This is a genomic window from Adhaeribacter aerolatus, from assembly GCF_007991635.1.
In the GTDB taxonomy this organism is placed as follows: domain Bacteria; phylum Bacteroidota; class Bacteroidia; order Cytophagales; family Hymenobacteraceae; genus Adhaeribacter; species Adhaeribacter aerolatus.
In genome coordinates this window covers 21,853-47,830 of record NZ_BJYS01000017.1, presented here as the reverse complement: position 1 = coordinate 47,830, position 25,978 = coordinate 21,853, and the positions used below count along the sequence as shown (strand labels likewise).

Here is a 25,978-nt window from a genome sequence, read left to right as displayed (position 1 = left end):
ATTACTTGAACGGATTTTCTGAAGGAATACGCCATACCAAATAATTATGCAGGCTTAGTAACGGGGCGTGGTGTTAAGCCAAAAGCTTCGGCTAGCAATTCGAACGAACGTCTTCTTTCCGGGTAGTCGGCCATGGTCGTAACTACTATTTCGTCCACGCCAAAGTCAGCAGCCAACTTTTCCAGTTGGGGTTTTACCGTTTCGGGAGTACCTGAAATTACCCGGCCCGCGTTGGCTTTGATGCGCATTAATTCCATATCCGAAAATTGATAATCCCGGATTTCTTCGTAGGTGCTCAGCGAAGTAAAATTGCCCCGCTCCATTTGAATGAACCGGTAATCGAGGACTCTACGCATCTCCAAAGCTTTTTGAGGCGTGTCAGCGCAAAGTACAATAATAGATAAAATAGCTTGCGGTACCGGAAATAGGGGAGATGGTTTAAAGTGTAATAGGTAATCCGTAACTACTTCGGGTTGAACATTGCCGTTAATAAATTTAGCTACGGCCAAGCCCATGCCGTATTCGGCTGCAATTTTACTGCTACCCCCGCTGGAACTCAGCATCCATTGCATTGGCGTGGTAGCAGCCTGCGGTATAGCCAAAATCTGGCCTTTTTCAGTGCCTGCAGTATCGGAGAAGAACAACTGGAGGTAATCAAGTTGCTGCCGGTAGCTATCTTCGCTGAAATCATTCGCTGGGTTGAGTAGATAGGCTGTAACCCGGTCGCCGCCGGGAGCCCGGCCAATTCCCAGGTCAATCCGGCCGGGGAAAAGCGCTTCGAGCAACCGGAAGTTTTCGGCCACTTTTAAAGCGCTGTGGTTGGGCAGCATAATACCCCCGGAGCCAATCCGGATGTGCTGCGTGGCATCGGCCAGCTTTACCATTAATATTTCGGGTGCCGAGCCCGCAATCGCAGCCAGGTTGTGGTGCTCCGATACCCAGAAGCGTGTATAACCCAAATGATCGGCCAACCGCGCCATTTCTACCGTCTGGTGCAGGGCTTCACTGGCCGTTATCCCTTTATTCACCAACGATTGATCCAGAATACTTAACTTTAACTTCATCATTAATCGGCAGTAATAGGGTTATATTCTGTAAATACCAACACCCGATACTTCTGGCCGGTTTAACCAAGCAAGTAGCTGTTAAATTTGAACAGAATGAAGAGCTTGGCTTTTACCTTTGGCTAAGCTTTAATAAATAATAACTGTCTAAAATTTATCCCGCAGTATGATAAAGTTAAAAGAGCAGGCAAACAAAATATTACCTGCTCTTTCAACCTCAGCATTTAGCCTTGATTGACCGGGGCCAGACTGAACCGGTCGGCAGCTTCGGTTATGGTATTTAGCTCTTCGGTGCTTAAGGTAAATGCCAGGGCTTTGGCATTGTCGGCCACCTGGTGTTCATCGCGGGCACCCACCAAAACACAGGCTACACCGGGACGGTTTAAGGTCCAGTTTATAGCCAATTGGGCCAGGGTAACCCCGTGGTCATCCGCGATGGGTTTAATTTCCTCCAGCAGGCTTAATGTCCGGCGGATATTTTCATCGGTATAGAAAAGGTTGCCCTCGCGGGTATCGCCTTCGTTGAATTTATGGCCGGGTTTAATTTTGCCGGTGAGCAAACCTCTTTGTAGCGGGCTGTACGGAATAATACTTAAACCTTTCTCCAGAGCCTGTGGAATTACATCTTTCTCGATGCCCCGGTTTACCATAGAGTACGGTACCTGGTTAGAGGCCAGTTGGATGGTATCAAGGGCTTCGGCTACCAAAGCAGTATTGTAATTACAAACACCGGCGGCTCTTACTTTACCTTGTTCAATCAGGCGTTGCACGGCTTCAAAAGTTTCGCTGACGGGCGTGGTGGCATCGGGCCAGTGAATCTGGTACAAATCAATGTAATCGGTTTTAAGCAGGCGCAGGCTGGTTTCACATTCCTGCATAACCTTTTCTTTCGAAGCCCACTTAAACATCCGGAAAGGTTTACCGTCATTATCTACCGAGTCGAAGAAGTATTCGCCTTGCTCGGTTTCCCAGTTCATTCCAAATTTGGTGAGAATCTGATATTGGTCGCGCGGAACGCCTGTCATGGTCCGGCCCACCAGTTCTTCGCTCTTGCCGAAGCCATAAACCGGCGCCGTATCAATGGTGGTGATGCCCGCATCAAAAGCAGCCTTAATAGCCCGAATAGCAGCGTTTTCTTCGGCGCCGCCCCACATCCAGCCGCCAATTGCCCAGGCCCCAAAAGCCATAGGCGTTACCATTACCTCTGATTTTCCTAATTTTCTTAATTCCATTAGTATGCTTTTATATTTTTGATTTTCATAAAGTATGAGCCTCGCTGGGCGGTCTCTTGCAGATTTTGCCTTTGTACGAAGTAGCGGTAAGAAGAGATCTAAAAAATTGAAACAGCTAATTAAAAGACTTTTTTACCTTCTAACGAGTTTAGCTGGCAGTAAAAAACCAGGACAATCCACTAAAGGTTTGCCCTGGAAAAAAATATGAGTTTTTACCTTGCCCAAAGTAGGGAAAGAGCTAAATATTTATTTGCGAATATTATAAATGTGGTAAAAAACTAAATCTGTTTTATATTTTATTTAACCAACCATCAGGAGCAATATCTTTTCCACGTCAGAAAATATTACCCCATTGAAATAATTACCGCTACTTAATAGTGCTTCCGTTTATAGACAACTCACCACTTTAATTTAAATTATAGCCTACTTATTCTCAAAATCAGCACTAATCGGCTGCGACCGGGTATAATGCTTTTCGTATAGAGCCTGCAAAATGCCGTCTTTTAAACCTACGGTGGGCACCAGCATACTTTCGATCCGCGCCCATTTCATGGCCGATAAATAAATACGTGCGGCAGGTACAATTACGTCGGCCCGGTCGGGGTTCAGGAGCAAAACGCTTATTTTTTCGTCCATGCTCAAGCCTTCCAGTTGGGTTACTATCTCTTCAATCTGCTTCCGGAAAATAGGCTTACCAGCCATCTTACCGGCCATTTCGTAAATCTTATTAATGTTACCGCCGGTACCAATGGCTCTGGAAACGTGGCATTTACGGGCGTTATCTTTAACCCATTCTTTCATAGCCATCCAGATTTCGTCGTTTTTGCTGCCCACCTGGTAACGGATAGAACCCATTTCAAAAGATTGAGAAGCTACCTTTTCGCGGCCGATGTAAACGTTAAACTCGGTACTGCCGCCTCCCACATCTATGTGCAGGTAATTTTTCTCGTCGAGCAGGTTGTAAATAACTTTGTTTATCAGTTCAGCTTCGGTCTGGCCATCAATTACATTAATTTTCATGCCCAGCTTTTCGTGTACCCGATTTATAATATCGGGGGCATTGTGCGCCTGCCGCATGGCCGAAGTAGCGCAAATCATGTAATGGCTTACATCGTGTACCTCCATCAATAATTTAAGCGCGTGCAGAAATTTGGTAAACCTTTCTTCTTTGGCCGTAGAAATAATGCCGGAAGTAAATACGTCCTCGCCAAATTTAATGGGGTAACGCAGGTATTCAACCCGTTTAAATATATTTCGTTCCTGGTGGTGCAATACACTCGAAATCTGGCATCTAACCGCATTAGAGCCAATATCAATAGCAGCTAATTTCAATCGAAATAAAAATTTATATTATTTAAAAACGAACCAAAGATAGCAGGTAAGCCGGTAAAATTATAATTTTTAACGGCTACTCTATTTCGGGTAGATTAGTTTTGCCTTAATTTCTGATTTGTTGTAAAAATAAGTGTATACCTAAGTGTAATTTATGGTTGAAGCCGGAGGTGAATGATATAACTTGTACCGGTTAGTTTTGGTAATAAATAGAGGTAAGCCTATTTACTTTTTCATTTATAATAATGGTTAAAATAATTGAATGTCCGAGGGATGCCATGCAAGGGTGGCCCGCCTTTATTCCAACCAGCGTAAAAATTCATTACCTGAATAATTTATTGCAGGTAGGTTTCGATACGCTCGATTTCGGCAGTTTTGTGTCTGCGAAAGCGATACCCCAAATGCAGGATACCGAAGCAGTTCTGGCCGGCCTGGATTTAGCAAATACCGCTACGGAACTGCTGGCCATTGTGGCTAATCTGCGTGGTGCCGAAAGAGCCGCTAATTTTCCGGAGATAACTTACCTGGGCTTTCCTTTATCCTTGTCCGAAACTTTTCAGCAACGCAATACCAACCAATCTATAGCCGCAGCCTTTGATCTCCTGGCACAGCTACAGGAACTTTGTACCAGGACGGGTAAAACGCTGGTGGTTTATTTATCAATGGGCTTTGGCAACCCTTACGGAGATCGCTGGCACCCAGACCTTGTATTCGATTTTGTGCAGCGATTAGTAGAGCTGGAAGTTAAAATTATTTCGCTGGCCGATACCGTGGGGATTGCCGCCCCGGAGGATATAAATGCTTTATTCTCTCGCTTGATTCCGGGTTTTACAGGGGTAAAATTTGGCGCACATCTGCACGCGCGGCCAGATAATTGGACCGAAAAAATAAGTGCGGCTTATGAGGCTGGTTGCCGGCGTTTTGATGGCGCTTTAAAAGGATTTGGAGGCTGCCCCATGGCCAACGACCAGCTGGTCGGGAACGTGGCCACGGAAAATTTAATCCGGTACTTCCAAAATATTAATTTACCTTTGAAGTTAAATAAAATAGCTTTAGAAGCCGCTCTGGCGCAGGCACCAGCCGTTTTTGTTTAAATCAGATGAAAAGAAAACCAGTTGTAGATATTTTTATTCCTTGCTTTGTGGACCAGTTGTTTCCGGAAACCGGCTTGAATATGGTAAAGGTACTGGAAAAACTTAACTGTGAGGTGCGGTATAATCCCAATCAAACGTGCTGCGGGCAGCCGGCTTTTAATGCAGGCTTTATAGAAGAAAGCGGCCGCATTGCCCACAAATTTTTAAAAGACTTTACAAACGACCAAACCAACTTTGTAGTAGCACCATCTGCCTCCTGCGTGGGCATGGTCCGGAATGCCTACCCGGATATATTTATGTCTTCGTCGGAGTTTGTGAATTACCGGAACCTTGAAAAAAAAGTATTTGAGTTTAGCGAATTTCTGGTGGATGTGCTGCAGGTTACCAAAGTGCCCGGTTCCCGGCTGGATGCCAAAATAACTTACCACGATTCGTGCAGTGCCTTGCGGGAATGCGGCATTAAAGCCGGACCACGGGCCTTGTTGCAGAATGTTACCGGTTTGGAATTGCTCGAAATGGAAGACACCGAAACCTGCTGCGGTTTTGGCGGCACCTTTGCGGTAAAATTCGAATCTATTTCGGTGGCCATGGCGCAGCAAAAAGTAGAAAATGCACTCGCCTCCGGGGCCAACTATATAGTGTCTACAGATTCAAGCTGTTTGATGCACTTGGATGCATATATGCGCCGCGAAAACATTAACCTGAAGGTAATGCACCTGGCCGATGTTTTAGCGCAGGGGCTTTAATATTTCTGCCCTGAGCCTGGTTTATAATTTAAATTGAAAAATACCGCTCCAGAAATCTTAACTGTGCACGAGTATATTCCGGACCCGGTATTTGCGCTGGGAGCGTAAATCTTTTATTTTATTATTCACCGGAACTAAAGCCAGAAAGCAGGTAGCCGTAAGAATAAAAGAAACGGCCGAGGCCATTAACAAAGCTTGATCCTGGCTTTCGTTGATTAGATTTATGCCGAAAACAATCAGACTAATGGCCGTAAAAAGCAAGCCGGCTTTGATTAGTATATTTTTAACTACGGTAAAGCGCGAAAGCTTATTTTGACAATCGTTGTAAATTTCAAAGTAGGGTTTTGCCATAATTTTTCTTGGTTTAGAATTATGCTGATGCTAATAGCTTAAATACTAACGGGTTTTGTTAGTATTAAGGTATGCTAACCTACTAAATTAGGCGAAAAAATAAAAGCGATAGATGCAAATATTTAAAATAAAGTACAATTATTTTGTTACTTTATATAGATTGCGCAAAATAGTACAATTTTTAGTGAGCTTCCGCGTGTTGTAGTAATCTGCCTAATTTATGTTTTAAGGCCGGAGAAGCTTCTACCAAGGGCAGCCGGACGGCTGGCTGGCAAATCCCCAATAAATCCAAAACCGCCTTAATGCCTACCGGATTACTTTCCTCGTACATTAAAGGGTTCAGGTCTATAAGCTCGAATAATATTTTAGAGGCTTCAGAAAAATTATGTTCCAAACCTAATTTTACCATCCGGCTAAATTTGCCCGGGAAGCCATTAGCTAGAACCGATATTACGCCTTCAGCTCCAAAAGTAATCATGGGTAAGGTGAGCATATCATCGCCGCTAATCAGCATAAAACCATCGGGCTTATTTTTGGCAATTTGCATGCATTGTTCCAGGTTACCCGAGGCCTCTTTCGTACCGATAATATTAGGATGCTTGGCCAGCCGTAAAGTAGTTTCGGCAGAAATGTTGCTGGCAGTGCGGCCGGGTACGTTGTACAGGATTACAGGAACCGGCGAAATATCGGCAATGCGGGTATAATGTTGAAAAATGCCTTCCTGAGAAGGTTTGTTGTAGTATGGCGAAACCGAAAGAATGGCACAAACGCCATCCAGGTTCAGGTGTGAAATAATTTCCACGATTTCTTCGGTGCAGTTGCCGCCGGCGCCATAAACAATCGGCACCTGGTTATTTACCTGTTGTTTTACAAAAGCCAAAATTTCTTCTTTTTCGGTTTGGTTTAAGGTTGCCGATTCGGCGGTGGTGCCATTTACCACCAGGTAATCTACACCTTCCGAAATGGTATATTGCAGCAAACGGGCTAACCCCTCAAAATCAACTTTATGCTGGCTGGTAAAAGGCGTAACAAGCGCTACACCCGTACCTCTTAAATTATTCATGTGATCTTACTAAAAACAACAGGCTTTTTTTACTAAACAGGTTCCAAAAATAGGCAGACTATCCCGCAAATCAAAAGATATTAATGACCTATTAAGGTTAAAAGCTCGGTTTCGGAAATAATTTTTATACCCAGCTCATTGGCTTTCTCTAGCTTAGCCGGGCCCATTTTATCGCCGGCCACCAAATAAGAAAGTTTCTTGGATATAGAGCTTACCATTTTGCCGCCGTTAGCGGTTATTAAATCCTGCAATTCTTCGCGGCTGTGCTGTTCGAAAACCCCCGAAATTACAAACGTTAACCCGGCTAATTTATCGCTTTGGGTAATATGGGCTGTGGCTTTTTCTTGGCTAAACTGCAAACCGACTTCCTGCAACCGCTTTAAAATAGCCTGATTATCCGGGTCGGCGAACCAGGCCAGGATAGATAAAGCAATGCGGTCACCAATTTCCGGTACGCCAATTAAGTCTTCGTAGGAAGCTTGTTTTAAGGCTTCTATGCTGGAAATATGTTGCACCAGTTTACGCGCTACCGTGCTACCCACGAAACGGATGCCTAAAGCAAATAATACCCGATCAAAAGGCGCCTCTTTTGACTTCTGGATGGCAGCCAGAATATTATCTACAGTTTTCTGGCCAAAGCTGATGGTGCGGATTTTACCGGTTTTTTCATCCACATAATCTTTACTCAGGCCAAATAATTTTTCGTGCGTTAAATCGTAAAAATGGTCGGGCGTGGTTACCAAACCTTTTTCGAACAATAAATCTATTTTGCCTTCGCCCAGGCTCATAATATTCATGGCGTGGCGGCTGATAAAATGCTCCAGTTTCCCTTTGATTTGAGGTGGGCAGCCTTTTTCGTTCGGGCAATAATGGTGTGCTTCACCCTCGGTCCGGACCAGTGGGGTGCCACAGGCCGGGCAGGTATCCAAATATTGAACGGGCTGGCTTTCGGGTAAGCGCTGCGATTTATCGACGCCGGTAATTTTGGGAATAATTTCGCCGCCTTTCTCCACGTAAACCACATCGCCGGTATGAATATCGAGCCTCAATATTTCGTTCGCATTGTGCAGCGAGGCCCTTTTTACAGTCGTGCCTGCCAACTGCACCGGCTGCAGCAAAGCTACCGGCGTAACCGCACCGGTGCGGCCTACCTGATACTGGATATTGAGCAGACGGGTGGCAGCGCTCATTGCCTTGTATTTATAGGCAATGGCCCAGCGGGGGCTTTTGGCCGTGTAGCCGAGTTCTTCCTGCTGGTTAAAGCTGTTTACTTTAATTACAATGCCGTCAGTGGCAATAGGCAGTTCAAAGCGCTTGGTTTCCCAAAGCTTAATATAAGTCAGCACTTCTTCCAGGGTGCTGCATTTCTGGTAAGTATCTGATACGTTAAAGCCCCATTTTTTTAAAGCGGCTAAAGCTTCGGCGTGGGTTTCGAAAGCCATGGGCGTACTCAGAAAACCATAGGCGTAGCAACTGAGCTTCCGGCGGGCTACCTGGCCCGAGTCTTGTAGTTTTAAGGTACCGGAAGCCGCGTTGCGGGGATTGGCCAGCAACATTTCACCAATATCTTCGCGTTCGGCATTAAGCGCTTCAAAAACCGAGAAAGGCATAAAAACTTCGCCGCGTACTTCAAACTCTTCCGGAAAATCCTGACCGTGTAATTTCAACGGAATGGTTTTAATGGTGCGCACGTTGGCCGTAATATCGTCGCCGCGGGTGCCGTCGCCGCGGGTAACCCCTCTTACCAGTTCACCGTTCCGGTAAGTCAGGCTAATGGCTACGCCGTCAAATTTCTGCTCACATACGTATTCATAATCGCCCTCCAGCACCTTTTGCACCCGGTTATGAAATTCGCGCAGATCTTCCTCCGAATACGTGTTGCCCAACGACAGCATGGGATATTTATGCACCACGGTCGGAAAGCTTTTGGTAACGCTGCCGCCCACCCGTTGGGTAGGCGAGTTAGGCAAGCGCAAATGCGCAAACTGGGTTTCCAGGTTGTTCAGCTCTTCCAGGAGCATATCAAATTCGTAGTCCGATACCTCAGAATGGCTGTTTTGGTAATACTGGTAATTAAGGTGGTGAATACGGGCACTAAGTTCGCTAATACGGGCAGCAGCTTCTTGTTCGGTCATGGAAATGAAATGTTTTCGCCGCTCCAAATTACGGATATTTTTAAAAGTCGGCGCATACCATAAAGTAGATTCTGGTTCTGGTAACGCCTCGTTTTAGACAATAGCCAGAATATTAAATTATTATGGTACCACCAGATACAGCGCTGAGGTGCTTTATATATTCAAAAGCAGCTAAAGCGAAGGTGTATTTATTCTTTTAGGTTTAATGTGGGGCAGGCTATTGCACCAGCACGCCATCTGCTACGAAAGTAATGCTGTTTTGAGGTTGGGTAATGGCCTTTATCTCGGCTTCGGACTTGCCAGCATCCTGGGCATAGTGGCGCTGATCGGCTACCGAAATCATCTCTTTATAAGCCATTCCGTGCATTACCACCGTTTTGCCGGCAATATCTTTCGGCACAAAAAAGCCATAATCTTTAAACCGTACTTTCATAACGTTGTTGTCTTTCAGCTTTACATCCATCCAGCAGCCTTTGGCCTGGCAAACATCCAGTACCTCACCGGCCACCTTTACTGCAACCGAATCTTTCGGACCCAGCAATTCCGGTAAAGCAGCGGCGGCAACGCTGTTTTGGGAATTTAACGCCTTGCCGAAAATATTGCTGTTAGTAGCCTCATCTGTTTGCCCCTGGCAATTAGATAATAAAAGGCCGATTAGCACGAGCAGTGTTAGTTTCAGGTTATTCATAAGTTTTAAAAGCATTTATTCAAAGATAAATAATTTTTGAGGTCGATGTTATGTACCAAAATATATTATAGCGTCTTTAGCCATCAGGTCAACAGAAATATTAATCTATAAAAACAGATCTATTAAATATTACCGGGTGGTATTCGTTAGCTTAAAAGTTAAAAGTTGGCTATTGGTTAAACAGCGATTAAAAACTTAGCGGGTAAACCAAAATGCAATGCTGGTGCCGTTTATATTCGGGTAAAACAAATCTTTTCTTTAATTAGGTGTTAAAATGTGCTATATTAGTTTTACAAAAAGCCGGATAGAAGGTGCTCGTAACCACCAATTTATCCGGCAATAGCTTAGGATAAAAATTTGCTGATATTAACTATAAACATATTAAACAATCTGAGGGTTTTAAAGTATAGAAAAGAGGGTGTTATGCTACCGGCCGAAAATAATAACTGGGGCATTTAGCTATTCAAAAAGAGATTTAGCAGGAGCAGTAAGCATGAATTTTGATAAAAAAAATAAGGTAGGATCGTCTAAAGAATCAACTTTTTCTAAGATCGAAAAGATTCATCCGTTCGAGATGATGCTTTATCTGGCTATTATGGGGGTTGGAGTATTGTTCCTGATGCTGGTAATTGCTTATCTGCAAACCCGTTCTTACGACAATGGTTTTTCCCAGATCCGGATGCCTAAATATTTTAGCCTAAGTACTATTTTAATCCTGATTAGCAGCTATACCATCAGCAAAGCACCGCGCCAGTATAAAAAAGACAGTTTAGCCAAACTAAAGAAAACGTTACTGTATACCATGTTGCTGGGTATAAGCTTTATTTTGGTGCAGTTAGCCAGTTGGTACGAAATCTCGCAGAGTGGTATCAGCTTTAGCGGTTTAGCAGCCGGTACCTATATTTACCTGATTTCGGCGTTGCATGCGGTGCATTTAATAGCAGGTTTTTTTTATTTATCGTATTTGTATTTTAAAACCCAACATGCAGCATCTGATCCTATTCGGATGCTCCTGTACATTCGGAACCCTTATGTGCGTCAACAGATAAAATTATTGAATATTTATTGGCATTTTATGGATGCCATGTGGGTTTTCCTGTTCCTGGTATTTGTATTTACCTTAAAGGCTTAACTTCCTCCTCTAAGGTATAGTTCAGATACATTTTCCAGCTCCCAATAATTGTATTGTGATTTGCATTTTACTGATAGTTTATCCTGGCTGAAAAGCTGGTGATTTTAACGCGTGGTTTAAATTTAAATTAATAACACAACGTGCAGGCAAACAGATGCTAATATATGCTTCGTTCATTTTTAACTGTTGTTCTGTAAGTGAGTTATTATAAGCGTTTTTCGTTTGATTCATTCCTATTGTTTTTGCCTGGTAAAATTGCGGGTAATAATGGGAAAAAAATTTTCCTTAAATAAAACTTGGGAAAGGAAAATATAAGCTTTTTCTATATACAGCAGATATTTATACAATACTTAGTAGATTAATATATATTAGTTTACCCCTGTTTAAGAATAAATAATTAGACTATAAAAAAACAATATCTTCCTGATTTGGTTAAGAATTAGTTAAAAAACCATTAAATTGATGGTGCTTCTGAATTTTACCAATTGGTAACTTATTTTTCTTTTTTTCGAATAAGGAAATCTTTTCTACTAAACAGTACTAAAATTAATTCCGATATGATTCCTGAAACCACTACTAAACCTGCTACAAATTTACTATTGAAGCAACAATTATTAGCGGAATGCCTGCGCATCCAAAACTCGGTGATTCAAACCGCTAAAAGTGCGATGGATGAAGCACAGGAGAGCGCCAATGAGCACCAGGGCGCTTTAGAAGATAAGTTTGAGTCTTTCCGGGAGGCCTGCCAGATTCAGCGCGATATGTACGCTAAGCAATTAGATGAGGCCATAACCAGTTTATCTGTACTGAAGCGGATTGTGGCGACGAAAGAAAACAAGCACATTATGCTGGGAAGCGTAATTATCACCAACCTGCAGAAATTTTTTATATCGGTTAGTCTGGGCGAAATAACCGTGAACGGCGAAAAGTTTTTTGCTATTTCGGCCATGTCGCCGTTGTTTAAGGCCATGGCCGGAAAATCAGAAGGCGAAGAGTTCACCTTTCGGGATAAAGCTTACCGGATAGAAAGTATTTTTTAATTTTAATTTAAGAAAACGAAGGCCAGCTCTTGTGACAGGAGCTGGCCTTCGGCTTTTCAGCAGTTTTTAAATAATAATTAGCTAAAAGCAACTTGCTGGCAATTTTAAATTTCAGGAAAAAAATTATTTTATCCTGGTCCAGATTTGCGAACGACCAATCAGCGATATCCCAATATATCCTTTTACTTCCATTTTATTTTCATCTAAAATTTTCAGGTAGCAGGCGTAAATCTTGCCGCTTTTTGGGTCGTAAATACTGCCATTGTCCCACTTGTTGTTTCCGGTATAACTAAAATCTTTCAGGAACACCATGCCCAATATCGGTTGGCCTCTTAGTTTTTCATCCGGGTTTTTACTATCTACTTTAGGTTTACCATTTAGCATGGGTTCTTTTAGCCAGCTTATTTTTCCGCACAATTTTTCCCCGCATTTATAAATCTGGAAACGCGCTTCTTTGTCTTCGTTGGTCCAGGTACCAAGGGGAAGTTGAGTTGCTTTTTGTGCCTGAGAAATATTACTAACCAATAAAAGCAAACTTAAGAATATATTGGCAATCAGCTTCATAGGGGAAATCTTTAAGGAATAATGTCAAATTTTTAGGTCAGAACTTAAAGTAATGCTTACTGGCTAAATATTATAGTAGCTTAAAGTTATACGAAACGGATTCTGTAAATCTTAATAAAAATATTTCCGGCAATACCCGATTTTAAATTTAATAAAAATTGATCAGCAATATATAATTGGTATTCAAACAAGCGGCTGCTTGAAGAAAAAACCAAACCAGCCCTGAGGCGTTAATGCTGTTAACCTCCTGTAAAATTTTTTAATGACAAACGCCAAGCCCGTTCGTATTTTACTTTTGATTCAAGGCATTTATTTTGCCCTAACGGGCCTATGGCCCTTTATTCATTTAAGAAGCTTTCTGTGGATTACCGGACCTAAAAACGACATCTGGCTTTTAAAAACAGTATCGGCGCTGATTATTGCCGTAGGACTTACTTTGCTGGTGGCTGGTTTCCGGCGGGAGTTTAATGGGGCAATATTTACCCTAGTGCTAAGTAGTGCGCTGGGATTAATGGCAATAGATATTTATTATGCCTTACATGATGTTATTTGGGATATTTATTTACTCGACGCAGTTGCGGAAGCGGGAATAATATTGGCCTGGTTAGTTGTTTTTTTAAAAGTGAAAAGCCGAATTACAAGGCCTTAATAGTCAATGGTTTATATTTTAATAATGCTATTTAATATATTTACCTCAATTATAAAAAGCTTTATTTTTAGTTCAAAAGGCTGTTTTTTAGATGCTTAAGAAAAATTATAAAAAAAAGTGCAATTACTTTTGAACCTTAGCGTTTAATTTTTACTTTAGTAACTAGTAGCGAGTGCTACGGCTTACCGGCTGAATCCATAAGGTGCTTGGAGACCCCCTGTAAGAGATGTCGAACTTAAAGAAAGGAGGTCTAAATGTCTAGTCCGAAACAAATTTTGTCAAGCCTGAATCATGTTGTACCTTCAACTGGTTTAAAGTTTTAGGTCGGGTTTTTGCCTGATACACAAAACAACCTGGTTCTTTAGATCTTATTTATAGGATTGCCGATCTGCAAAACAGATGGGTAGCTTGGTAAGATTTTTAGGATTTATTACCTGATTGTCACGTTGGCGTATCTACCGGCAGACAATCAGGTATTTTTTTTATAGTACCCGGCGAACCTGTAAAAAGCGGCGCGCATAACCAGTGCTGTCTACTTTACTTATTTTTACGCCGCCTTTGCGGGTAGATGAAGAAGCATGAACAAATTCAACGGGTTGTCCTGGCATGGTTATTACCACGCCTACGTGTCCGGCAGTTGTATCACCTTCCTGGGTGCCGGTAAAAACAATTAAATCTCCTTTCCGGGCTTCGGCCAATGGCACTGCGGTACCTTCTTTTAGCAGCATGGCCGATGAATGGGGCAGGTCGATGCCGTATTTCTGGTAAATGTGGTAAATAAAACCAGAACAGTCGAAGCCTTCGCAGGTAATACCGGCCGGCAAATAAGGGGTTCCAATCAGGCTTAAGCCATAATGCACAATACTATCGGCCAATAAGGCATTGGGCACTTTTAACCGGGCCTTTTCTTTTTTATTTTTAAATATTTTCAAAAATAAATTCTCATTGGCTTTGGCATCAACACCGCCGTTCCGGCTGCTATCCGAATAGGTTTGCGGGAAGTCGGATGCAAGTTGTTCGTGCCGGATACTTTCTTTGTTCCAGATGCCGTAAACCAGCAAAAGTACTATTACGCTACAGAATATTATCCAGGCTAATTTCATGTTTATACAATTCTTAAGCTTTAAATCTTAATTTCTATACACGTATACGGATAAATTTTTATTAAAGCCAAAGTGTAATTAGCCCTCTGAAAATAGATGAGTATTAAAATTGTCCAGAAAAGGGGTGTAGAAAAGGTTAAAAATGGCCTACAGCTAATATTTTGCGGGTTTTCTAAGTTTATTTAATTTACAGAATTACTATTTCTGAGAAGAGGGGCAATTGATAAGGATAAATATAAGACGCCGGTTTATTGCTAAATATCAAGACTAGGTATACGTAAACGGGGGAAAGGATTATTTAAAAGACTTAACTACTTGTATTTTAGGAGTAAATGTCTGGTGTGATAAACTTATAATTTAATTGTATAAATCGTTTTTGGAAATAAACCAAAAGAGCAAAAAAGTATGATTTCCTTTTTTGCTCTCTTGAAATTTGCATTATTTATTAACTGCCAGGAGCTCTACATCAAAAATAAGGGTCGCATTCGGTCCAATGTCATCGCCGGCCCCTTGGGCGCCATAAGCCAGGTTAGAAGGTAAGAACAACCGCCACTTGGCGCCTTCCTGCATTTGCATCAGGGCTTCTGTCCAACCCGATATTACACCGTTAACCGGGAAAGTTGCCGGTTGGCCTCTTTCGTAAGAGCTGTCGAATACAGTACCATCAATCAGGGTGCCGTGGTAATGGGTTGTAACTTTGTCGGTGCGGCCAGGGGTTTGGCCATTACCTTCCCGCAAAACCATATATTGTAAACCACTCGGTAAGGTAACAACGCCTTCGCGGTTTTTATTTTCGGCTAAAAAAGCTTCGCCTTCTTGTTGGTTTATTTCGCCTATCCGGCTGTGGGAGGAGGCTTGCCGCGATTGCATTAGTTGTTGTAGTTCCATCATGGCTTCCTGCACCTCATCCTGGTTAAGTTCCGATTTGGTGCCGCTCATCGCTTCTTTCATCCCCTGAATAAAAATATCAGGATTAATTTCAAGCCCTTGTTTCTGAAAATTAGCAGCCATATCGCGGCCAATAATATAACTAATGCGGTCTTTAAGGTTTTTCGATTTCATAGTTTTTGGTAAGAAAAATAATTAGTAGGATTTTCAAAATTTGCGCCAATATATATCATTTAAATGAATGATGACGTCTCTTTTGAACGCAAAGGATTTAAGTAGGTTGTTCACCTGATTGGCTAAGCAGACTTTGAAAGTGCTCTGGTAGGCTTATTTTTATCTAAACAAATAAGTTAGAAATATATATTTAACTGCTGTATTATAATAGGTTACTGAATATAGGGGTTAAGGGGAAGTCGACTATTGCTGCTCTGGAATGAAAAGCGGCGCTTTCAACTATGTTAGTAGGTACGTAGCTTAAAACGATAATTTTTTGCACAGAAAAAAAGCAAAGGACATTTTGCAGATGAAAATGGCCTTTGCTTTTAATAAGGTTTTTGTTTACAAATAAAGATGAATTTCTTCTTCCTTAAAATTTAATTGTATGTCTTCTGGGGTTATCCAAACTTTCACCAGATAACCTAAGGTGCCCAGAACCAGCAGGGAAGATAAGGTAGTATATTTTTTCATAAAAGCAGCGTTTTAACTGTTACTAATATAACGAAAAAATATGCTTCTTGTTGAATAGTTATGTTATGAAACTGTTAATTTCGAAATAATTGAAAATCTATATGTATTTATTTAAAGTTTTATCAGAATCGGTTTAAAACATTCAATTATTGTTAGTTATAAAGTGTCCTAAAGCTTTGCTTTAAGTAGCGTTACATGTTACGCCGGTACTGACCACCAACCTGGAACAAGGCATGGGTAATCTGACCAAGTGAACAGAATTTAACAGTCTCCATTAATTCTTCAAAAATATTGCCGTTGGTAATAGCAACCTGCTGCAACTGGTTTAAGACGGTTGCCCCTTTATCAGCGTGGCGCTGATGCAGATGTTCCAGCATTTTAATCTGGTACCGCTTCTCGTCTTCGGTGGCCCGGATAACTTCGGCCGGAATAATTGTAGGCGAGCCTTTACTGCTCAGGAAAGTATTTACTCCAATTATCGGGTATTCGCCGGTGTGTTTCAGAGTTTCGTAATACAAACTTTCTTCCTGAATTTTGCCCCGCTGGTACATGGTTTCCATGGCGCCTAATACGCCGCCACGTTCGGTTAAGCGGTCGAACTCCAACAGAACGGCTTCTTCTACCAAATCGGTTAGCTCTTCAATTATAAAAGAACCCTGCAGCGGATTTTCGTTTTTAGCGAGGCCCAGTTCCCGGTTAATAATTAGCTGAATGGCCATGGCCCGGCGTACCGATTCTTCGGTAGGGGTGGTAATGGCCTCATCATAAGCATTGGTATGTAAAGAATTACAGTTGTCGTAAATAGCGTATAGCGCTTGTAACGTAGTCCGGATGTCGTTGAAATCTATTTCCTGAGCGTGCAGCGAACGGCCCGACGTTTGGATGTGGTATTTAAGCATCTGTGAACGGGCATTGGCGCCGTATTTCAGTTTCATGGCTTTGGCCCAGATGCGGCGGGCTACCCGGCCGATAACGGCATATTCCGGGTCGATGCCGTTGGAGAAGAAAAACGAAAGGTTAGGAGCAAAGGCATTGATATCCATGCCCCGGCTGGCGTAATATTCTACAAAAGTAAAGCCATTGGCCAGGGTAAAAGCTAACTGGGATATAGGGTTAGCCCCAGCTTCGGCAATGTGATAACCCGAAATAGAAACCGAGTAAAAATTCCGGACGTTTTGGTCGATGAAATATTGCTGCACATCGCCCATGAGTCGTAACGAAAATTCGGTACTGAAAATACAGGTGTTCTGCGCCTGGTCTTCTTTCAAAATATCAGCCTGTACCGTACCCCGAACAGCGGCTAAGGTTTTGGCTTTTATATCATCGTAAACTTCTTTTGGTAATACCTGGTCGCCGGTAACGCCTAAGAGCATCAGGCCCAAACCATTGTTTCCCTCGGGTAGTTCGCCCTGGTAGCGCGGCCGCTCCTGGCCTTTATCTCTGAATAGTTCCTCTATCTTTTTATATACCTGCTCTTCCAAGCCATGTTGCTTAACATAAAGTTCGCACTGTTGGTCGATGGCGGCATTCATAAAAAAGGCTGTGAGAATAGCGGCCGGACCGTTAATGGTCATGGAAACAGAGGTGAGTGGATCGGCCAGGTTAAAACCGGAATACAGCTTTTTGGCATCGTCGAGGCAGCAAACCGAAACCCCGGAATTGCCTATTTTACCGTAAATATCGGGGCGGTAGTCCGGGTCTTCGCCGTAGAGCGTAACCGAATCGAAAGCCGTAGATAAGCGTTTAGCCGGCATAGCTAAACTCACGTAGTGGAAGCGACGGTTGGTGCGTTCAGGTCCGCCCTCGCCGGCAAACATCCGGGTAGGGTCTTCGCCCTCGCGTTTAAATGGGAATACGCCGGCGGTATATGGAAATTCGCCGGGCACATTTTCCTGTAAATTCCATTTTAATAAATCGCCCCAGGCCTCGTAGCGAGGTAGGGCTATTTTAGGAATATCCAGTTGCGCCAGCGATTTGTTTTTGGTTTTAATTTTCAGCTCATTGTCCCGCACCCGGAATACGAAATAATCCTGCTGGTAAGCTTTTACTTTCTCCGGCCATTTTTCCAGTAATTGCTTGTTCTGCCCGTCCAGTTGTAAGGATAATTCCTGGTAAGCTTCATCCAGTTGCTGTAGTAGCTGTTCTTTATTTCCTAACCGAAGATTGGTAATTGCCTCTTTTGATTTATTTAATCCGTATAGTTGCTGGGCAATTTCGGCCTGGGTTTTTACCCATTTATCATAATTCCGGTTGGTTTCTGAAATTTCGGATAAATAGCGGGTGCGGCTTGGTGGAATAATGTATATTTTCTCGGATAACTCTCCGGAAGCTTGGATAGAAGTTTCAAAAGCAATTCCCGTTTTTTGACTTATTTTCTGAAGGGTAGCCCGGTATAGCTGGTTCATGCCGGGGTCGTTAAACTGCGAAGCAATGGTGCCGAATACCGGAATTTCCTCGTCGGGGGTATCCCACAGCTGGTGGTTGCGCTTGTATTGTTTTCTAACATCGCGTATTGCATCCTGGGCGCCACGCTTGTCAAATTTATTTAAAGCAATAATATCGGCAAAGTCCAGCATGTCAATTTTTTCGAGTTGGGTAGCCGCACCGTATTCCGGTGTCATCACGTACAGGCTCAAATCCGAATGTTCTACAATTTCAGTATCGGATTGCCCAATACCCGATGTTTCCAATATAATCAAATCGAACCCGGCAACTTTTACAATATCTAACGCGTCCTGCACATACCGCGATAAAGCCAGATTCGACTGCCGGGTGGCCAGTGAGCGCATATAAACCCGTTCGTTGCTGATGGCATTCATCCGGATACGGTCGCCTAACAAAGCGCCGCCCGTTTTTCGTTTAGACGGATCAACCGAAATAATAGCAATGGCTTTCTCCGGAAAGTCTTGTAAAAACCGGCGTACCAGTTCGTCCACCAAAGAAGATTTGCCAGCGCCGCCAGTGCCGGTTATGCCCAGGACGGGTGTTAATCGTTGTTCGTTATTCGTTGTTCGTTGTTCGGCAATATTTATTAGTTGGCCTTTAATCTCTTCGTAATCTTCCGGGAAATTTTCGGCGGCTGATATTAAACGAGCAATCCCTTTGGCATTTTTCTGATTCAGGTTTTTAACTTCGCCGTTCAGGTTTTTACCGGTTGGGAAATCGCATTGCTGCAGCATATCGTTTATCATGCCTTGTAAACCCATGGCCCGGCCATCGTCCGGCGAGTAAATGCGGGTAATACCGTAAGTGTGCAGTTCGGCCATTTCGGTCGGCAATATTACGCCGCCGCCACCACCAAATATTTTAACGTGGCCACAGCCGCGCTCCTGCAGCAAATCGTACATGTACTTAAAAAATTCGAGGTGCCCCCCCTGGTAAGAAGTAATGGCAATGGCCTGCACATCTTCCTGAATGGCGCAATCTACAATTTCTTGCACCGAGCGGTTATGACCCAAATGAATTACCTCGGCACCGGAAGCCTGAATAATGCGGCGCATAATATTTATAGCGGCATCGTGCCCGTCGAATAAAGAGGCAGCGGTTACAATGCGGATTTGGTTTACTGGTTTGTATATTTCGGTTTTGATATTTTGCATACAGGCAGCAACGATATTTAAATTCCCCGGCGAAGATAAGTAAATTATCAGCACCCTTTTTTATCTAAACGTACTTGCCCGGATTTTGATATTCGGGTTAATGAGCGTACTTTTTGTCGCTTTGTTCTTTATTTTTTTACAATACTAAACTGTAAGTAAGCGTTGGAAGAGAAGAAATATTTATTTAAATTAATTTCTATTTGGATAAGCGTTTCTATTTGATATTGAATATCTTATGTAGTTAGGGGTTTTGTATAGGGCCTAGTGCTTTTAAACTCGTCATTCCGGCAAACTTGTATACCATATATATATTACTTGAAAATAACTGCCTGTATGTTTATTTAGCTACCTGTATTTAATTTTTTTTGGTTTTTTGCTCGCGCTTTTCCATGGTGTCGAGTACTTTCTCAGGCCGAACATCTTGGGCAAGTTCATCAATTTCCGGATTATCCGATTCTTCTATATCCATTTTCTTGGCAATGGCTCTTACCAAAGTAATCAGCCGGGTTATCTCGTGTTCTGATAACAAGCTTACTTGTAAATCTAAATTCGCCCGTTTATCGGCCTGCGCGGCCATGCGGTTCTGGCTGATCAACACAAACGTGGAAAGGAAGATTGCTTCTACCGAAGCAAACATAGCCAGTACTACAAAAGAAGGATCGAAGGGTTTGATACCTACCCAACCTAGGTTTATGATAATCCAGGCGCCAAACATAACCAGATGAATATAGACGAAGGCCATACTGCCGGTAAAGCGGGTAACTGTATCGGCTATCCGGGTTTCCAGCGGCTTGGATTTTTCTTCTTCTTGTTCCCGGTCTAATAAGGCCTGGATATTACGTTCAACAATCTCCGCCATGTGGGGAGTAGACGCCTGGTTATCTGTTCTCTTTGGTTTAGTATTCATGAAAAATTATTTGCCCGCATATACGTAAAGCAACAAGCCCATGATTTAGAATAAGTCCCATAAATTGAAAGGTAGTACTCCGTATTAATTACCAATCTCTTTTAAATTTATTAATAGCTGATGGTAGCCGGTTAAATTTGAAATGCTTTACCTCTCTTTTTCCCTGAAAATTATCTTGTGCGGGTTGCTGATAAAGAAATTGCCCAATTTTATTTTAATACTATAATTAAAAGCATAATTCTTACCTTTGTATTTCGTATAAAGCTAGTATGAAGAACATTCGGAATTTTTGCATTATTGCGCATATCGACCACGGAAAAAGCACTCTTGCCGACCGGTTACTGGAGTTTACCTCTACGGTAGCGGAACGAGAAATGCAAGACCAGTTGCTGGATAATATGGATTTGGAGCGGGAGCGAGGCATTACCATTAAAAGCCACGCCATCCAGATGAATTATAATTACAAAGGGGAGAATTATGTACTCAACCTGATCGATACCCCTGGCCACGTCGACTTTTCGTACGAGGTGTCGCGCTCTATTGCGGCTTGTGAAGGTGCTCTTCTAATTGTAGATTCTTCGCAAGGCATTGAAGCCCAAACTATTTCTAACTTATATTTAGCCATTGGCAACGACCTGGAAATTATTCCGGTTTTAAATAAAATTGATTTACCGCATTCCATGCCGGAAGAAGTTTCCGACGAAATTATTGATTTAATTGGCTGCGATAAAAGTGATATTATTCATGCTTCCGGTAAAGCCGGTATTGGTATTGAAAACATCTTAAACGCTATTTGCGAGCGCATTCCGGCACCTAAAGGCGACCCGAAAGCTCCGTTACAAGCCCTTATTTTCGATTCGGTTTTTAACTCGTACCGCGGCATTGAGGTTTATTTTCGGATCATGAACGGTACGCTGAAGAAAGGCGATAAAGTAAAGTTCGTAAATACCGGTAAAATTTATAACGCTGATGAAATTGGCGTATTAAAGCTAAACCAGGAGCCGCGCGATGAGATGCAGGCAGGCAATGTTGGTTACCTGATTTCGGGTATTAAAAATGCCAAAGAAGTAAAAGTAGGGGATACCATTACTACCGTAGAGAATCCAACGAAAGAATCTATCCAAGGTTTTGAAGAAGTTAAGCCCATGGTATTTGCCGGTATTTATCCGGTAGAAACCAGCGAGTTTGAAGAACTCCGGTCGGCCATGGAAAAATTGCAGCTGAATGATGCTTCTTTGGTTTGGGAGCCGGAAAGCTCGGTGGCTTTGGGTTTTGGTTTCCGTTGCGGGTTTTTAGGTATGCTGCACATGGAAATTGTGCAGGAGCGCCTGGAGCGGGAATTTGACATGACGGTGATTACCACTGTACCCAGCGTTCAGTTTAAGGTTTTCTCCACCAAAGGTGACGAAATTACGGTTAACGCGCCTTCCGATATGCCGGAACCGAACTACATCGACCGGATTGAAGAGCCATTCATCAAAGCCCAGATCATTACCAAATCGGATTACGTGGGCGCCATTATCTCGCTTTGTATAGATAAGCGGGGGCAGATTAAAAACCAGAATTATTTAACTTCTGACCGGGTGGAAATGGTGTTTGAAATGCCATTGGCCGAAATTGTATTTGACTTTTTTGATAAACTCAAAACGCTATCGCGCGGTTACGCCTCCCTGGACTACGAGCTAATTGGTTTCCGGACTTCGCATCTGGTAAAATTAGATATAATGCTGAACGGAGAAAAAGTGGATGCGCTTAGTGCTATTGTACACCGCGATAAAGCTTACGATTGGGGTCGCCGTTTGTGCGAAAAGCTAAGAGAACTGCTGCCCCGCCAAATGTTCGAAATTGCCATTCAGGCAGCTATTGGTCAGAAAATTATTGCCCGCGAAACCATTTCGGCTATGCGCAAAAACGTATTGGCCAAATGCTACGGCGGTGATATTTCGCGGAAACGTAAACTCCTGGAAAAGCAGAAGAAAGGTAAAAAACGGATGCGCCAGGTTGGTAACGTAGAAATTCCACAGGAAGCGTTCCTAGCCGTTTTAAAGCTAGATTAAATAATAAAATCCATGGGATTTTACTGGCTCATGGATTTTTTACTTTGATAATTGCTAACAAGTAATTTCAGTTTAAGATTAGTTTAAATGTTCGGAAAGAACTTTTTTCATTACTAAGCTAATCAATTCTAATTCATCATCTCTAATTCATAATTCAGACGTGGAACTCATCGACGGTAAAAAAATATCAGACCAGATTAAAGAAGAAATTGCAGCAGAAGTTGAACAATTAAAAGCACAGGGTGGTAAAACGCCCCATCTGGCGGCTATTTTGGTTGGTAACGATGGCGGGAGTATTACTTATGTTAATAATAAAGTTTTGGCCTGCGAAAAAGTAGGTTTTAAATCTACCTTAATCCGGTACGAAGATTCGGTTACCGAAAAAGAGTTACTGAACAAGGTACAGGAAATAAACAACGATCCGGATATTGATGGCTTAATTGTGCAGTTGCCTTTGCCCAAGCATATTTCCTCGGATAAAGTGACCGAAGCGGTTTCGCCGCAGAAAGATGTGGATGGCTTTCACCCGGTAAACGTGGGCCGCATGGTAGCCAATTTGCCTGCCTATTTACCAGCTACGCCGGCTGGTATTCTGGAATTGCTGAAGCGTTACGAAATTCCTACTAAAGGCAAGCACTGCGTAGTTATTGGCCGCAGCCACATTGTAGGTTCGCCGGTTAGTATTTTAATGGCAAAGAGTGCATATCCGGGCAATTGCACCGTTACCATTTGTCACAGCCACACCCATAACTTAAAAGAAATTTGTTTGCAGGCCGATATTATTGTGGCCGCTTTGGGTAAACCGGAGTTTGTAACCGCCGATATGGTAAAAGAAGGCGCTGTTGTAATAGATGTGGGAACCACCCGGGTTCAAAGTGATGTTACTAAATCGGGCTTTAAACTAAAAGGCGACGTTAAATTTGATGAAGTGGCACCTAAGTGCAGCTACATTACCCCGGTTCCGGGTGGTGTTGGCCCCATGACCATTGCTTCTTTACTGCTGAACACTTTAAAATCGGCTAAAAAAGAAGTTTACGCTTAATATTTGTTTGGAAGATTTAAAAGAAATAACGCAGGCCTCTATACATTCGGTACCTAAAGATGGCAGCATCTTACCGGTGATGGAGGCTTTTTATACGGTTCAGGGTGAAGGTTTTTACACCGGCCATGCCGCTTATTTTATTAGGCTGGCTGGTTGTGATGTGGGCTGCCATTGGTGCGATGTAAAAGAATCGTGGGATGCCGAGCAGCACCCTTTAACCGCTTTGGATGATATTGTAGCCGGCGCTTTGGCTTTTCCGGGCCGTTTGGTGGTAATTACCGGAGGCGAGCCACTTATCTACAATTTATCTCCGTTGACGGCAAAGTTAAAAGCTGCTGGCTTTCAGATAAATATTGAAACATCTGGCGCATATCCTTTGTCCGGCAACATAGATTGGGTATGCTTGTCACCAAAAAAGTTTAAACAGCCAGTGACTGAAATATTGCCTAAGGCTCAGGAACTAAAAATAATTGTTTTTAATAAAAGTGATTTTAAATGGGCGGAAGATTACGCGGCTCAGGTAAGTCCGGCTACCCGGCTTTACTTGCAGCCGGAGTGGAGCCGGCACGCCGAAATGCTTCCCCTGATTATAGATTACGTGAAGGAGCACCCGAAATGGCAAATTTCCCTGCAAACCCACAAGTACATGAATATTCCTTAATAATGGTAAGGAACCGCGTTCTTTTAATTTTTTTTATATTTTATTCCGGCATTGCTTTTGGGCAACAAAAACAGCTTTCTACCTCTTCAAAAAAGGCGGCTGCATTGTACCAGAAAGCGGATGAGTACGTACGTGCCCGAAATTTTCCAAAGGCTATAGAAGCGTTAAATGACGCTAAGGAAAAAGATACGGCATTTGGGGAAGCGTATTTAAAACTGGCCGGTATGTATAAGGTACTGGGCGACAGGAAGAATTCTTACGAGAACTACAAGTATGCTTTAAGGCTGATCCCGTATAACCCGAAGCTGATGCAGGAATATTATGCCTTCGCTGACCTGAGTTTATCATTAGGCCAGTACAGGTTAGCTAAAACTAATTTTGAGAAATTTCTGCAGGCCTCACCCCAAGGAACCAAAGCGTCCAACTACGCCAATGCGCAACTAAAAAATATTTCCTTTGCCGAAACAGCCATGCGCAACCCGGTTAGTTTTGCGCCGCAGCGTTTAACATCACCTTTTAATACCTTTGCCTTACAATATTTCCCGGCGCTTACCGCCAACCAGCAACATTTATTATTTACGGCCCGGATGGGTAATAAACCCGAAAACGACGAAAATTTATTTGTATCGGCCAGGAGAGAAGAAGGTTGGACCGAACCGGTATCTATTTCGCCTAATATAAATACCCGCTACAACGAAGGTACCGGCAGTATTTCGGGCGATGGCAAAACGCTGGTATTTGCTTCCTGCGACCGGCCGGATTCCTTTGGCAACTGCGATTTGTATATTTCTTATCGGACCGGCGAAAAATGGTCGAAGCCGGTTAATTTAGGTAATACGGTAAACGGAACGGGCTGGGATTCGCAACCCTGCCTTTCGGCCGATGGTCGTACCTTGTATTTCTCTTCAATCCGGTCTGGCGGACAAGGGCGGGAAGATATTTGGGTAACTACGCTGCAGGATGACGAAAAATGGTCGAAGCCGGTAAATCTGGGCCCCAATATTAATTCGCCGGGCAACGAAAATTCACCTTTTATTCATTCCAGCGGTTCAACGTTGTACTTTGCCAGCGATGGCCAGATAGGATTGGGCGGGACGGATATATTTAAGGTAACCACCGATGCTACCGGTAATTGGCTGGAGCCGCAGAATTTAGGGTATCCGCTGAATACTTTTGAAAATGAAAATTCTATTTTCATAACCACTGATAACCGGACCGGGTATTATTCGCGGCAGCAAACAAACCACCAAGGCCCTAATACTATTGAGCTATACCAGTTTGAAGTGCCAACAGCCTGGAAGAGCCGGGAAGAAAGTACGATAGCCCAAGGCCGGGTATTTGATGCCAAAACCAAAAAGCCACTAGGCGCAACCGTGCAGCTATACGATGTAACCACTGATAAATTGGTACAACAGGTAAAAAGTGATGTGGTTTCGGGCGATTATACGGCGGTACTGACCGAAGGCAAGCATTATGCCTTATACGTTTCGGCTAGTAATTACCTGCTCAAGAGCTTGAGTTTTGATTATATTGGTAAAAAAGATTTTAACCCGGTAACCCTGGATGTGTACCTGGAGCCAATTACCAGTGGTGCGGCCATTGTGTTAAACAACTTGTTTTTTCCGACCGGAAAACATAGCCTCGAATCAAAATCCAAAACCGAGTTAAATAAATTAATTCAGTTCCTGGTCCAGAACAAAGGCGTTAAAATCGAAATTTCGGGCCATACGGATAATGTGGGAGAACAAGCAGCTAACCTGACACTATCAAAAAAACGTGCTCAATCGGTAGTGGATTATTTAAGCCAACACGGTATCTCCCGCGACCGGATTGTGGCTGCTGGCTACGGCGAGGGAAAACCAGTTGCTAAAAATGATTCAGAAGAAAACCGGCAACTTAATCGCCGTATTGAGTTAAAAATTATTTAAACATTAGAACTTTAAA

General features: G+C 42.9%; 22 protein-coding genes. 9 read left to right on the top strand and 13 right to left on the bottom strand.

Annotated features, from left to right (window positions below; genetic code table 11):
- Positions 1 to 44: 44 nt before the first annotated feature.
- The 3 genes from AAE02nite_RS12175 to AAE02nite_RS12165 all read right to left on the bottom strand — a co-directional run bounded on the left by AAE02nite_RS12175 (position 45) and on the right by AAE02nite_RS12165 (position 3,628).
- The gene (locus AAE02nite_RS12175) at positions 45 to 1,067 is read right to left on the bottom strand and encodes an LLM class flavin-dependent oxidoreductase (protein WP_146898014.1); all 1,023 of its coding nucleotides are present in this window, start codon (positions 1,065 to 1,067) and stop codon (positions 45 to 47) included.
- Positions 1,068 to 1,288: 221 nt separating this feature from the next.
- A complete protein-coding gene (locus tag AAE02nite_RS12170) occupies positions 1,289 to 2,296 on the bottom strand; it encodes an aldo/keto reductase (RefSeq protein ID WP_146898013.1) in 1,008 nt (335 codons plus the stop codon).
- Between the two features lie 423 nt (positions 2,297 to 2,719).
- A complete protein-coding gene (locus AAE02nite_RS12165) occupies positions 2,720 to 3,628 on the bottom strand; it encodes a Ppx/GppA phosphatase family protein (RefSeq protein WP_146898012.1) in 909 nt (302 codons plus the stop codon).
- A gap of 245 nt (positions 3,629 to 3,873) precedes the next feature.
- On the opposite strand from AAE02nite_RS12165, the gene AAE02nite_RS12160 reads away from it, so the two are divergent.
- Together AAE02nite_RS12160 and AAE02nite_RS12155 are read left to right on the top strand one after the other, a co-directional pair.
- Complete coding sequence (locus AAE02nite_RS12160) at positions 3,874 to 4,722, top strand: hydroxymethylglutaryl-CoA lyase (protein WP_146898011.1); 849 nt, start codon at positions 3,874 to 3,876, stop codon at positions 4,720 to 4,722.
- A gap of 5 nt (positions 4,723 to 4,727) precedes the next feature.
- Positions 4,728 to 5,468: a (Fe-S)-binding protein gene (locus AAE02nite_RS12155; RefSeq protein WP_146898010.1), complete on the top strand. Its 741-nt coding sequence runs from the start codon at positions 4,728 to 4,730 to the stop codon at positions 5,466 to 5,468.
- Positions 5,469 to 5,525: 57 nt separating this feature from the next.
- Here the strand turns inward: AAE02nite_RS12155 and AAE02nite_RS12150 are convergent, their stop codons facing one another.
- From AAE02nite_RS12150 to AAE02nite_RS12135, 4 genes are all read right to left on the bottom strand, one after another.
- Positions 5,526 to 5,819, bottom strand: coding sequence for a hypothetical protein (locus AAE02nite_RS12150; RefSeq protein WP_146898009.1), 294 nt, complete (start codon positions 5,817 to 5,819; stop codon positions 5,526 to 5,528).
- A gap of 181 nt (positions 5,820 to 6,000) precedes the next feature.
- Positions 6,001 to 6,882 (bottom strand): 4-hydroxy-tetrahydrodipicolinate synthase, encoded by an 882-nt coding sequence (gene dapA / locus AAE02nite_RS12145; RefSeq protein WP_146898008.1) that lies wholly within the window; start codon positions 6,880 to 6,882, stop codon positions 6,001 to 6,003.
- Positions 6,883 to 6,962: 80 nt separating this feature from the next.
- Complete coding sequence (gene ligA, locus AAE02nite_RS12140; RefSeq protein ID WP_146898007.1) at positions 6,963 to 9,017, bottom strand: NAD-dependent DNA ligase LigA; 2,055 nt, start codon at positions 9,015 to 9,017, stop codon at positions 6,963 to 6,965.
- Between the two features lie 217 nt (positions 9,018 to 9,234).
- Entirely contained in the window at positions 9,235 to 9,720 is a 486-nt protein-coding gene (locus AAE02nite_RS12135) for a DUF4920 domain-containing protein (RefSeq protein ID WP_246150997.1), read from the bottom strand.
- Positions 9,721 to 10,198: 478 nt separating this feature from the next.
- Between AAE02nite_RS12135 and AAE02nite_RS12130 the strand changes: the two genes are divergently transcribed.
- Together AAE02nite_RS12130 and AAE02nite_RS12125 are read left to right on the top strand one after the other, a co-directional pair.
- Positions 10,199 to 10,837, top strand: a complete 639-nt coding sequence (locus AAE02nite_RS12130) for a cytochrome c oxidase subunit 3 (protein ID WP_146898006.1) — start codon at positions 10,199 to 10,201, stop codon at positions 10,835 to 10,837.
- Between the two features lie 557 nt (positions 10,838 to 11,394).
- Positions 11,395 to 11,877 carry a GreA/GreB family elongation factor gene (locus AAE02nite_RS12125; protein WP_146898005.1) on the top strand — a complete coding sequence of 161 codons (483 nt, stop codon included), beginning with the start codon at positions 11,395 to 11,397 and terminating at the stop codon, positions 11,875 to 11,877.
- Positions 11,878 to 12,000: 123 nt separating this feature from the next.
- Here the strand turns inward: AAE02nite_RS12125 and AAE02nite_RS12120 are convergent, their stop codons facing one another.
- Positions 12,001 to 12,441, bottom strand: coding sequence for a DUF2147 domain-containing protein (locus tag AAE02nite_RS12120; RefSeq protein ID WP_146898004.1), 441 nt, complete (start codon positions 12,439 to 12,441; stop codon positions 12,001 to 12,003).
- Positions 12,442 to 12,703: 262 nt separating this feature from the next.
- Between AAE02nite_RS12120 and AAE02nite_RS12115 the strand changes: the two genes are divergently transcribed.
- A complete protein-coding gene (locus AAE02nite_RS12115) occupies positions 12,704 to 13,090 on the top strand; it encodes a hypothetical protein (RefSeq protein ID WP_146898003.1) in 387 nt (128 codons plus the stop codon).
- Positions 13,091 to 13,572: 482 nt separating this feature from the next.
- Here AAE02nite_RS12115 and AAE02nite_RS12110 read toward each other — a convergent pair whose 3' ends face one another.
- From AAE02nite_RS12110 to AAE02nite_RS12095, 5 genes are all read right to left on the bottom strand, one after another.
- Positions 13,573 to 14,193 carry a C40 family peptidase gene (locus AAE02nite_RS12110; RefSeq protein ID WP_146898002.1) on the bottom strand — a complete coding sequence of 207 codons (621 nt, stop codon included), beginning with the start codon at positions 14,191 to 14,193 and terminating at the stop codon, positions 13,573 to 13,575.
- Between the two features lie 438 nt (positions 14,194 to 14,631).
- Positions 14,632 to 15,255 (bottom strand): BamJ family beta-barrel-assembly machinery protein, encoded by a 624-nt coding sequence (gene bamJ / locus AAE02nite_RS12105; protein WP_146898001.1) that lies wholly within the window; start codon positions 15,253 to 15,255, stop codon positions 14,632 to 14,634.
- Positions 15,256 to 15,639: 384 nt separating this feature from the next.
- Entirely contained in the window at positions 15,640 to 15,768 is a 129-nt protein-coding gene (locus AAE02nite_RS26840) for a hypothetical protein (protein WP_262713461.1), read from the bottom strand.
- A gap of 191 nt (positions 15,769 to 15,959) precedes the next feature.
- The gene (locus tag AAE02nite_RS12100) at positions 15,960 to 19,367 is read right to left on the bottom strand and encodes a methylmalonyl-CoA mutase family protein (protein WP_146898000.1); all 3,408 of its coding nucleotides are present in this window, start codon (positions 19,365 to 19,367) and stop codon (positions 15,960 to 15,962) included.
- Between the two features lie 355 nt (positions 19,368 to 19,722).
- Entirely contained in the window at positions 19,723 to 20,274 is a 552-nt protein-coding gene (locus tag AAE02nite_RS12095; RefSeq protein ID WP_146897999.1) for a DUF1003 domain-containing protein, read from the bottom strand.
- A gap of 269 nt (positions 20,275 to 20,543) precedes the next feature.
- Here AAE02nite_RS12095 and lepA point away from each other — a divergent pair, with 269 nt between their 5' ends.
- The 4 genes from lepA (at position 20,544) to AAE02nite_RS12075 (ending at position 25,962) form a co-directional block, all read left to right on the top strand.
- Positions 20,544 to 22,331 (top strand): translation elongation factor 4, encoded by a 1,788-nt coding sequence (lepA, locus tag AAE02nite_RS12090; protein ID WP_146897998.1) that lies wholly within the window; start codon positions 20,544 to 20,546, stop codon positions 22,329 to 22,331.
- Positions 22,332 to 22,491: 160 nt separating this feature from the next.
- Positions 22,492 to 23,373 (top strand): bifunctional methylenetetrahydrofolate dehydrogenase/methenyltetrahydrofolate cyclohydrolase FolD, encoded by an 882-nt coding sequence (gene folD / locus AAE02nite_RS12085; protein ID WP_146897997.1) that lies wholly within the window; start codon positions 22,492 to 22,494, stop codon positions 23,371 to 23,373.
- A 79-nt stretch (positions 23,374 to 23,452) separates the two neighbouring features.
- Positions 23,453 to 24,034 carry a 7-carboxy-7-deazaguanine synthase QueE gene (locus tag AAE02nite_RS12080; RefSeq protein ID WP_146898081.1) on the top strand — a complete coding sequence of 194 codons (582 nt, stop codon included), beginning with the start codon at positions 23,453 to 23,455 and terminating at the stop codon, positions 24,032 to 24,034.
- A gap of 104 nt (positions 24,035 to 24,138) precedes the next feature.
- Positions 24,139 to 25,962, top strand: coding sequence for an OmpA family protein (locus AAE02nite_RS12075; RefSeq protein WP_246150995.1), 1,824 nt, complete (start codon positions 24,139 to 24,141; stop codon positions 25,960 to 25,962).
- The last annotated feature ends 16 nt before the right edge of the window (positions 25,963 to 25,978 follow it).

What these genes read in the sequence shown, in the direction of transcription:
- AAE02nite_RS12080 (WP_146898081.1), top strand. Translation starts at nt 23,453, where the DNA reads ATGGAGGCTTTTTATACGGTTCAGGGTGAAGGTTTTTACACCGGCCAT.
- AAE02nite_RS26840 (WP_262713461.1), bottom strand. Translation starts at nt 15,768, where the DNA reads ATGAAAAAATATACTACCTTATCTTCCCTGCTGGTTCTGGGCACCTTA.
- AAE02nite_RS12095 (WP_146897999.1), bottom strand. Translation starts at nt 20,274, where the DNA reads ATGAATACTAAACCAAAGAGAACAGATAACCAGGCGTCTACTCCCCAC.
- bamJ (WP_146898001.1), bottom strand. Translation starts at nt 15,255, where the DNA reads ATGAAATCGAAAAACCTTAAAGACCGCATTAGTTATATTATTGGCCGC.
- AAE02nite_RS12120 (WP_146898004.1), bottom strand. Translation starts at nt 12,441, where the DNA reads ATGAAGCTGATTGCCAATATATTCTTAAGTTTGCTTTTATTGGTTAGT.
- AAE02nite_RS12135 (WP_246150997.1), bottom strand. Translation starts at nt 9,720, where the DNA reads ATGCTTTTAAAACTTATGAATAACCTGAAACTAACACTGCTCGTGCTA.
- AAE02nite_RS12160 (WP_146898011.1), top strand. Translation starts at nt 3,874, where the DNA reads ATGGTTAAAATAATTGAATGTCCGAGGGATGCCATGCAAGGGTGGCCC.
- ligA (WP_146898007.1), bottom strand. Translation starts at nt 9,017, where the DNA reads ATGACCGAACAAGAAGCTGCTGCCCGTATTAGCGAACTTAGTGCCCGT.
- AAE02nite_RS12130 (WP_146898006.1), top strand. Translation starts at nt 10,199, where the DNA reads ATGAATTTTGATAAAAAAAATAAGGTAGGATCGTCTAAAGAATCAACT.
- AAE02nite_RS12115 (WP_146898003.1), top strand. Translation starts at nt 12,704, where the DNA reads ATGACAAACGCCAAGCCCGTTCGTATTTTACTTTTGATTCAAGGCATT.
- AAE02nite_RS12150 (WP_146898009.1), bottom strand. Translation starts at nt 5,819, where the DNA reads ATGGCAAAACCCTACTTTGAAATTTACAACGATTGTCAAAATAAGCTT.
- AAE02nite_RS12175 (WP_146898014.1), bottom strand. Translation starts at nt 1,067, where the DNA reads ATGATGAAGTTAAAGTTAAGTATTCTGGATCAATCGTTGGTGAATAAA.
- AAE02nite_RS12100 (WP_146898000.1), bottom strand. Translation starts at nt 19,367, where the DNA reads ATGCAAAATATCAAAACCGAAATATACAAACCAGTAAACCAAATCCGC.
- AAE02nite_RS12110 (WP_146898002.1), bottom strand. Translation starts at nt 14,193, where the DNA reads ATGAAATTAGCCTGGATAATATTCTGTAGCGTAATAGTACTTTTGCTG.
- dapA (WP_146898008.1), bottom strand. Translation starts at nt 6,882, where the DNA reads ATGAATAATTTAAGAGGTACGGGTGTAGCGCTTGTTACGCCTTTTACC.
- AAE02nite_RS12125 (WP_146898005.1), top strand. Translation starts at nt 11,395, where the DNA reads ATGATTCCTGAAACCACTACTAAACCTGCTACAAATTTACTATTGAAG.
- AAE02nite_RS12170 (WP_146898013.1), bottom strand. Translation starts at nt 2,296, where the DNA reads ATGGAATTAAGAAAATTAGGAAAATCAGAGGTAATGGTAACGCCTATG.
- lepA (WP_146897998.1), top strand. Translation starts at nt 20,544, where the DNA reads ATGAAGAACATTCGGAATTTTTGCATTATTGCGCATATCGACCACGGA.
- AAE02nite_RS12155 (WP_146898010.1), top strand. Translation starts at nt 4,728, where the DNA reads ATGAAAAGAAAACCAGTTGTAGATATTTTTATTCCTTGCTTTGTGGAC.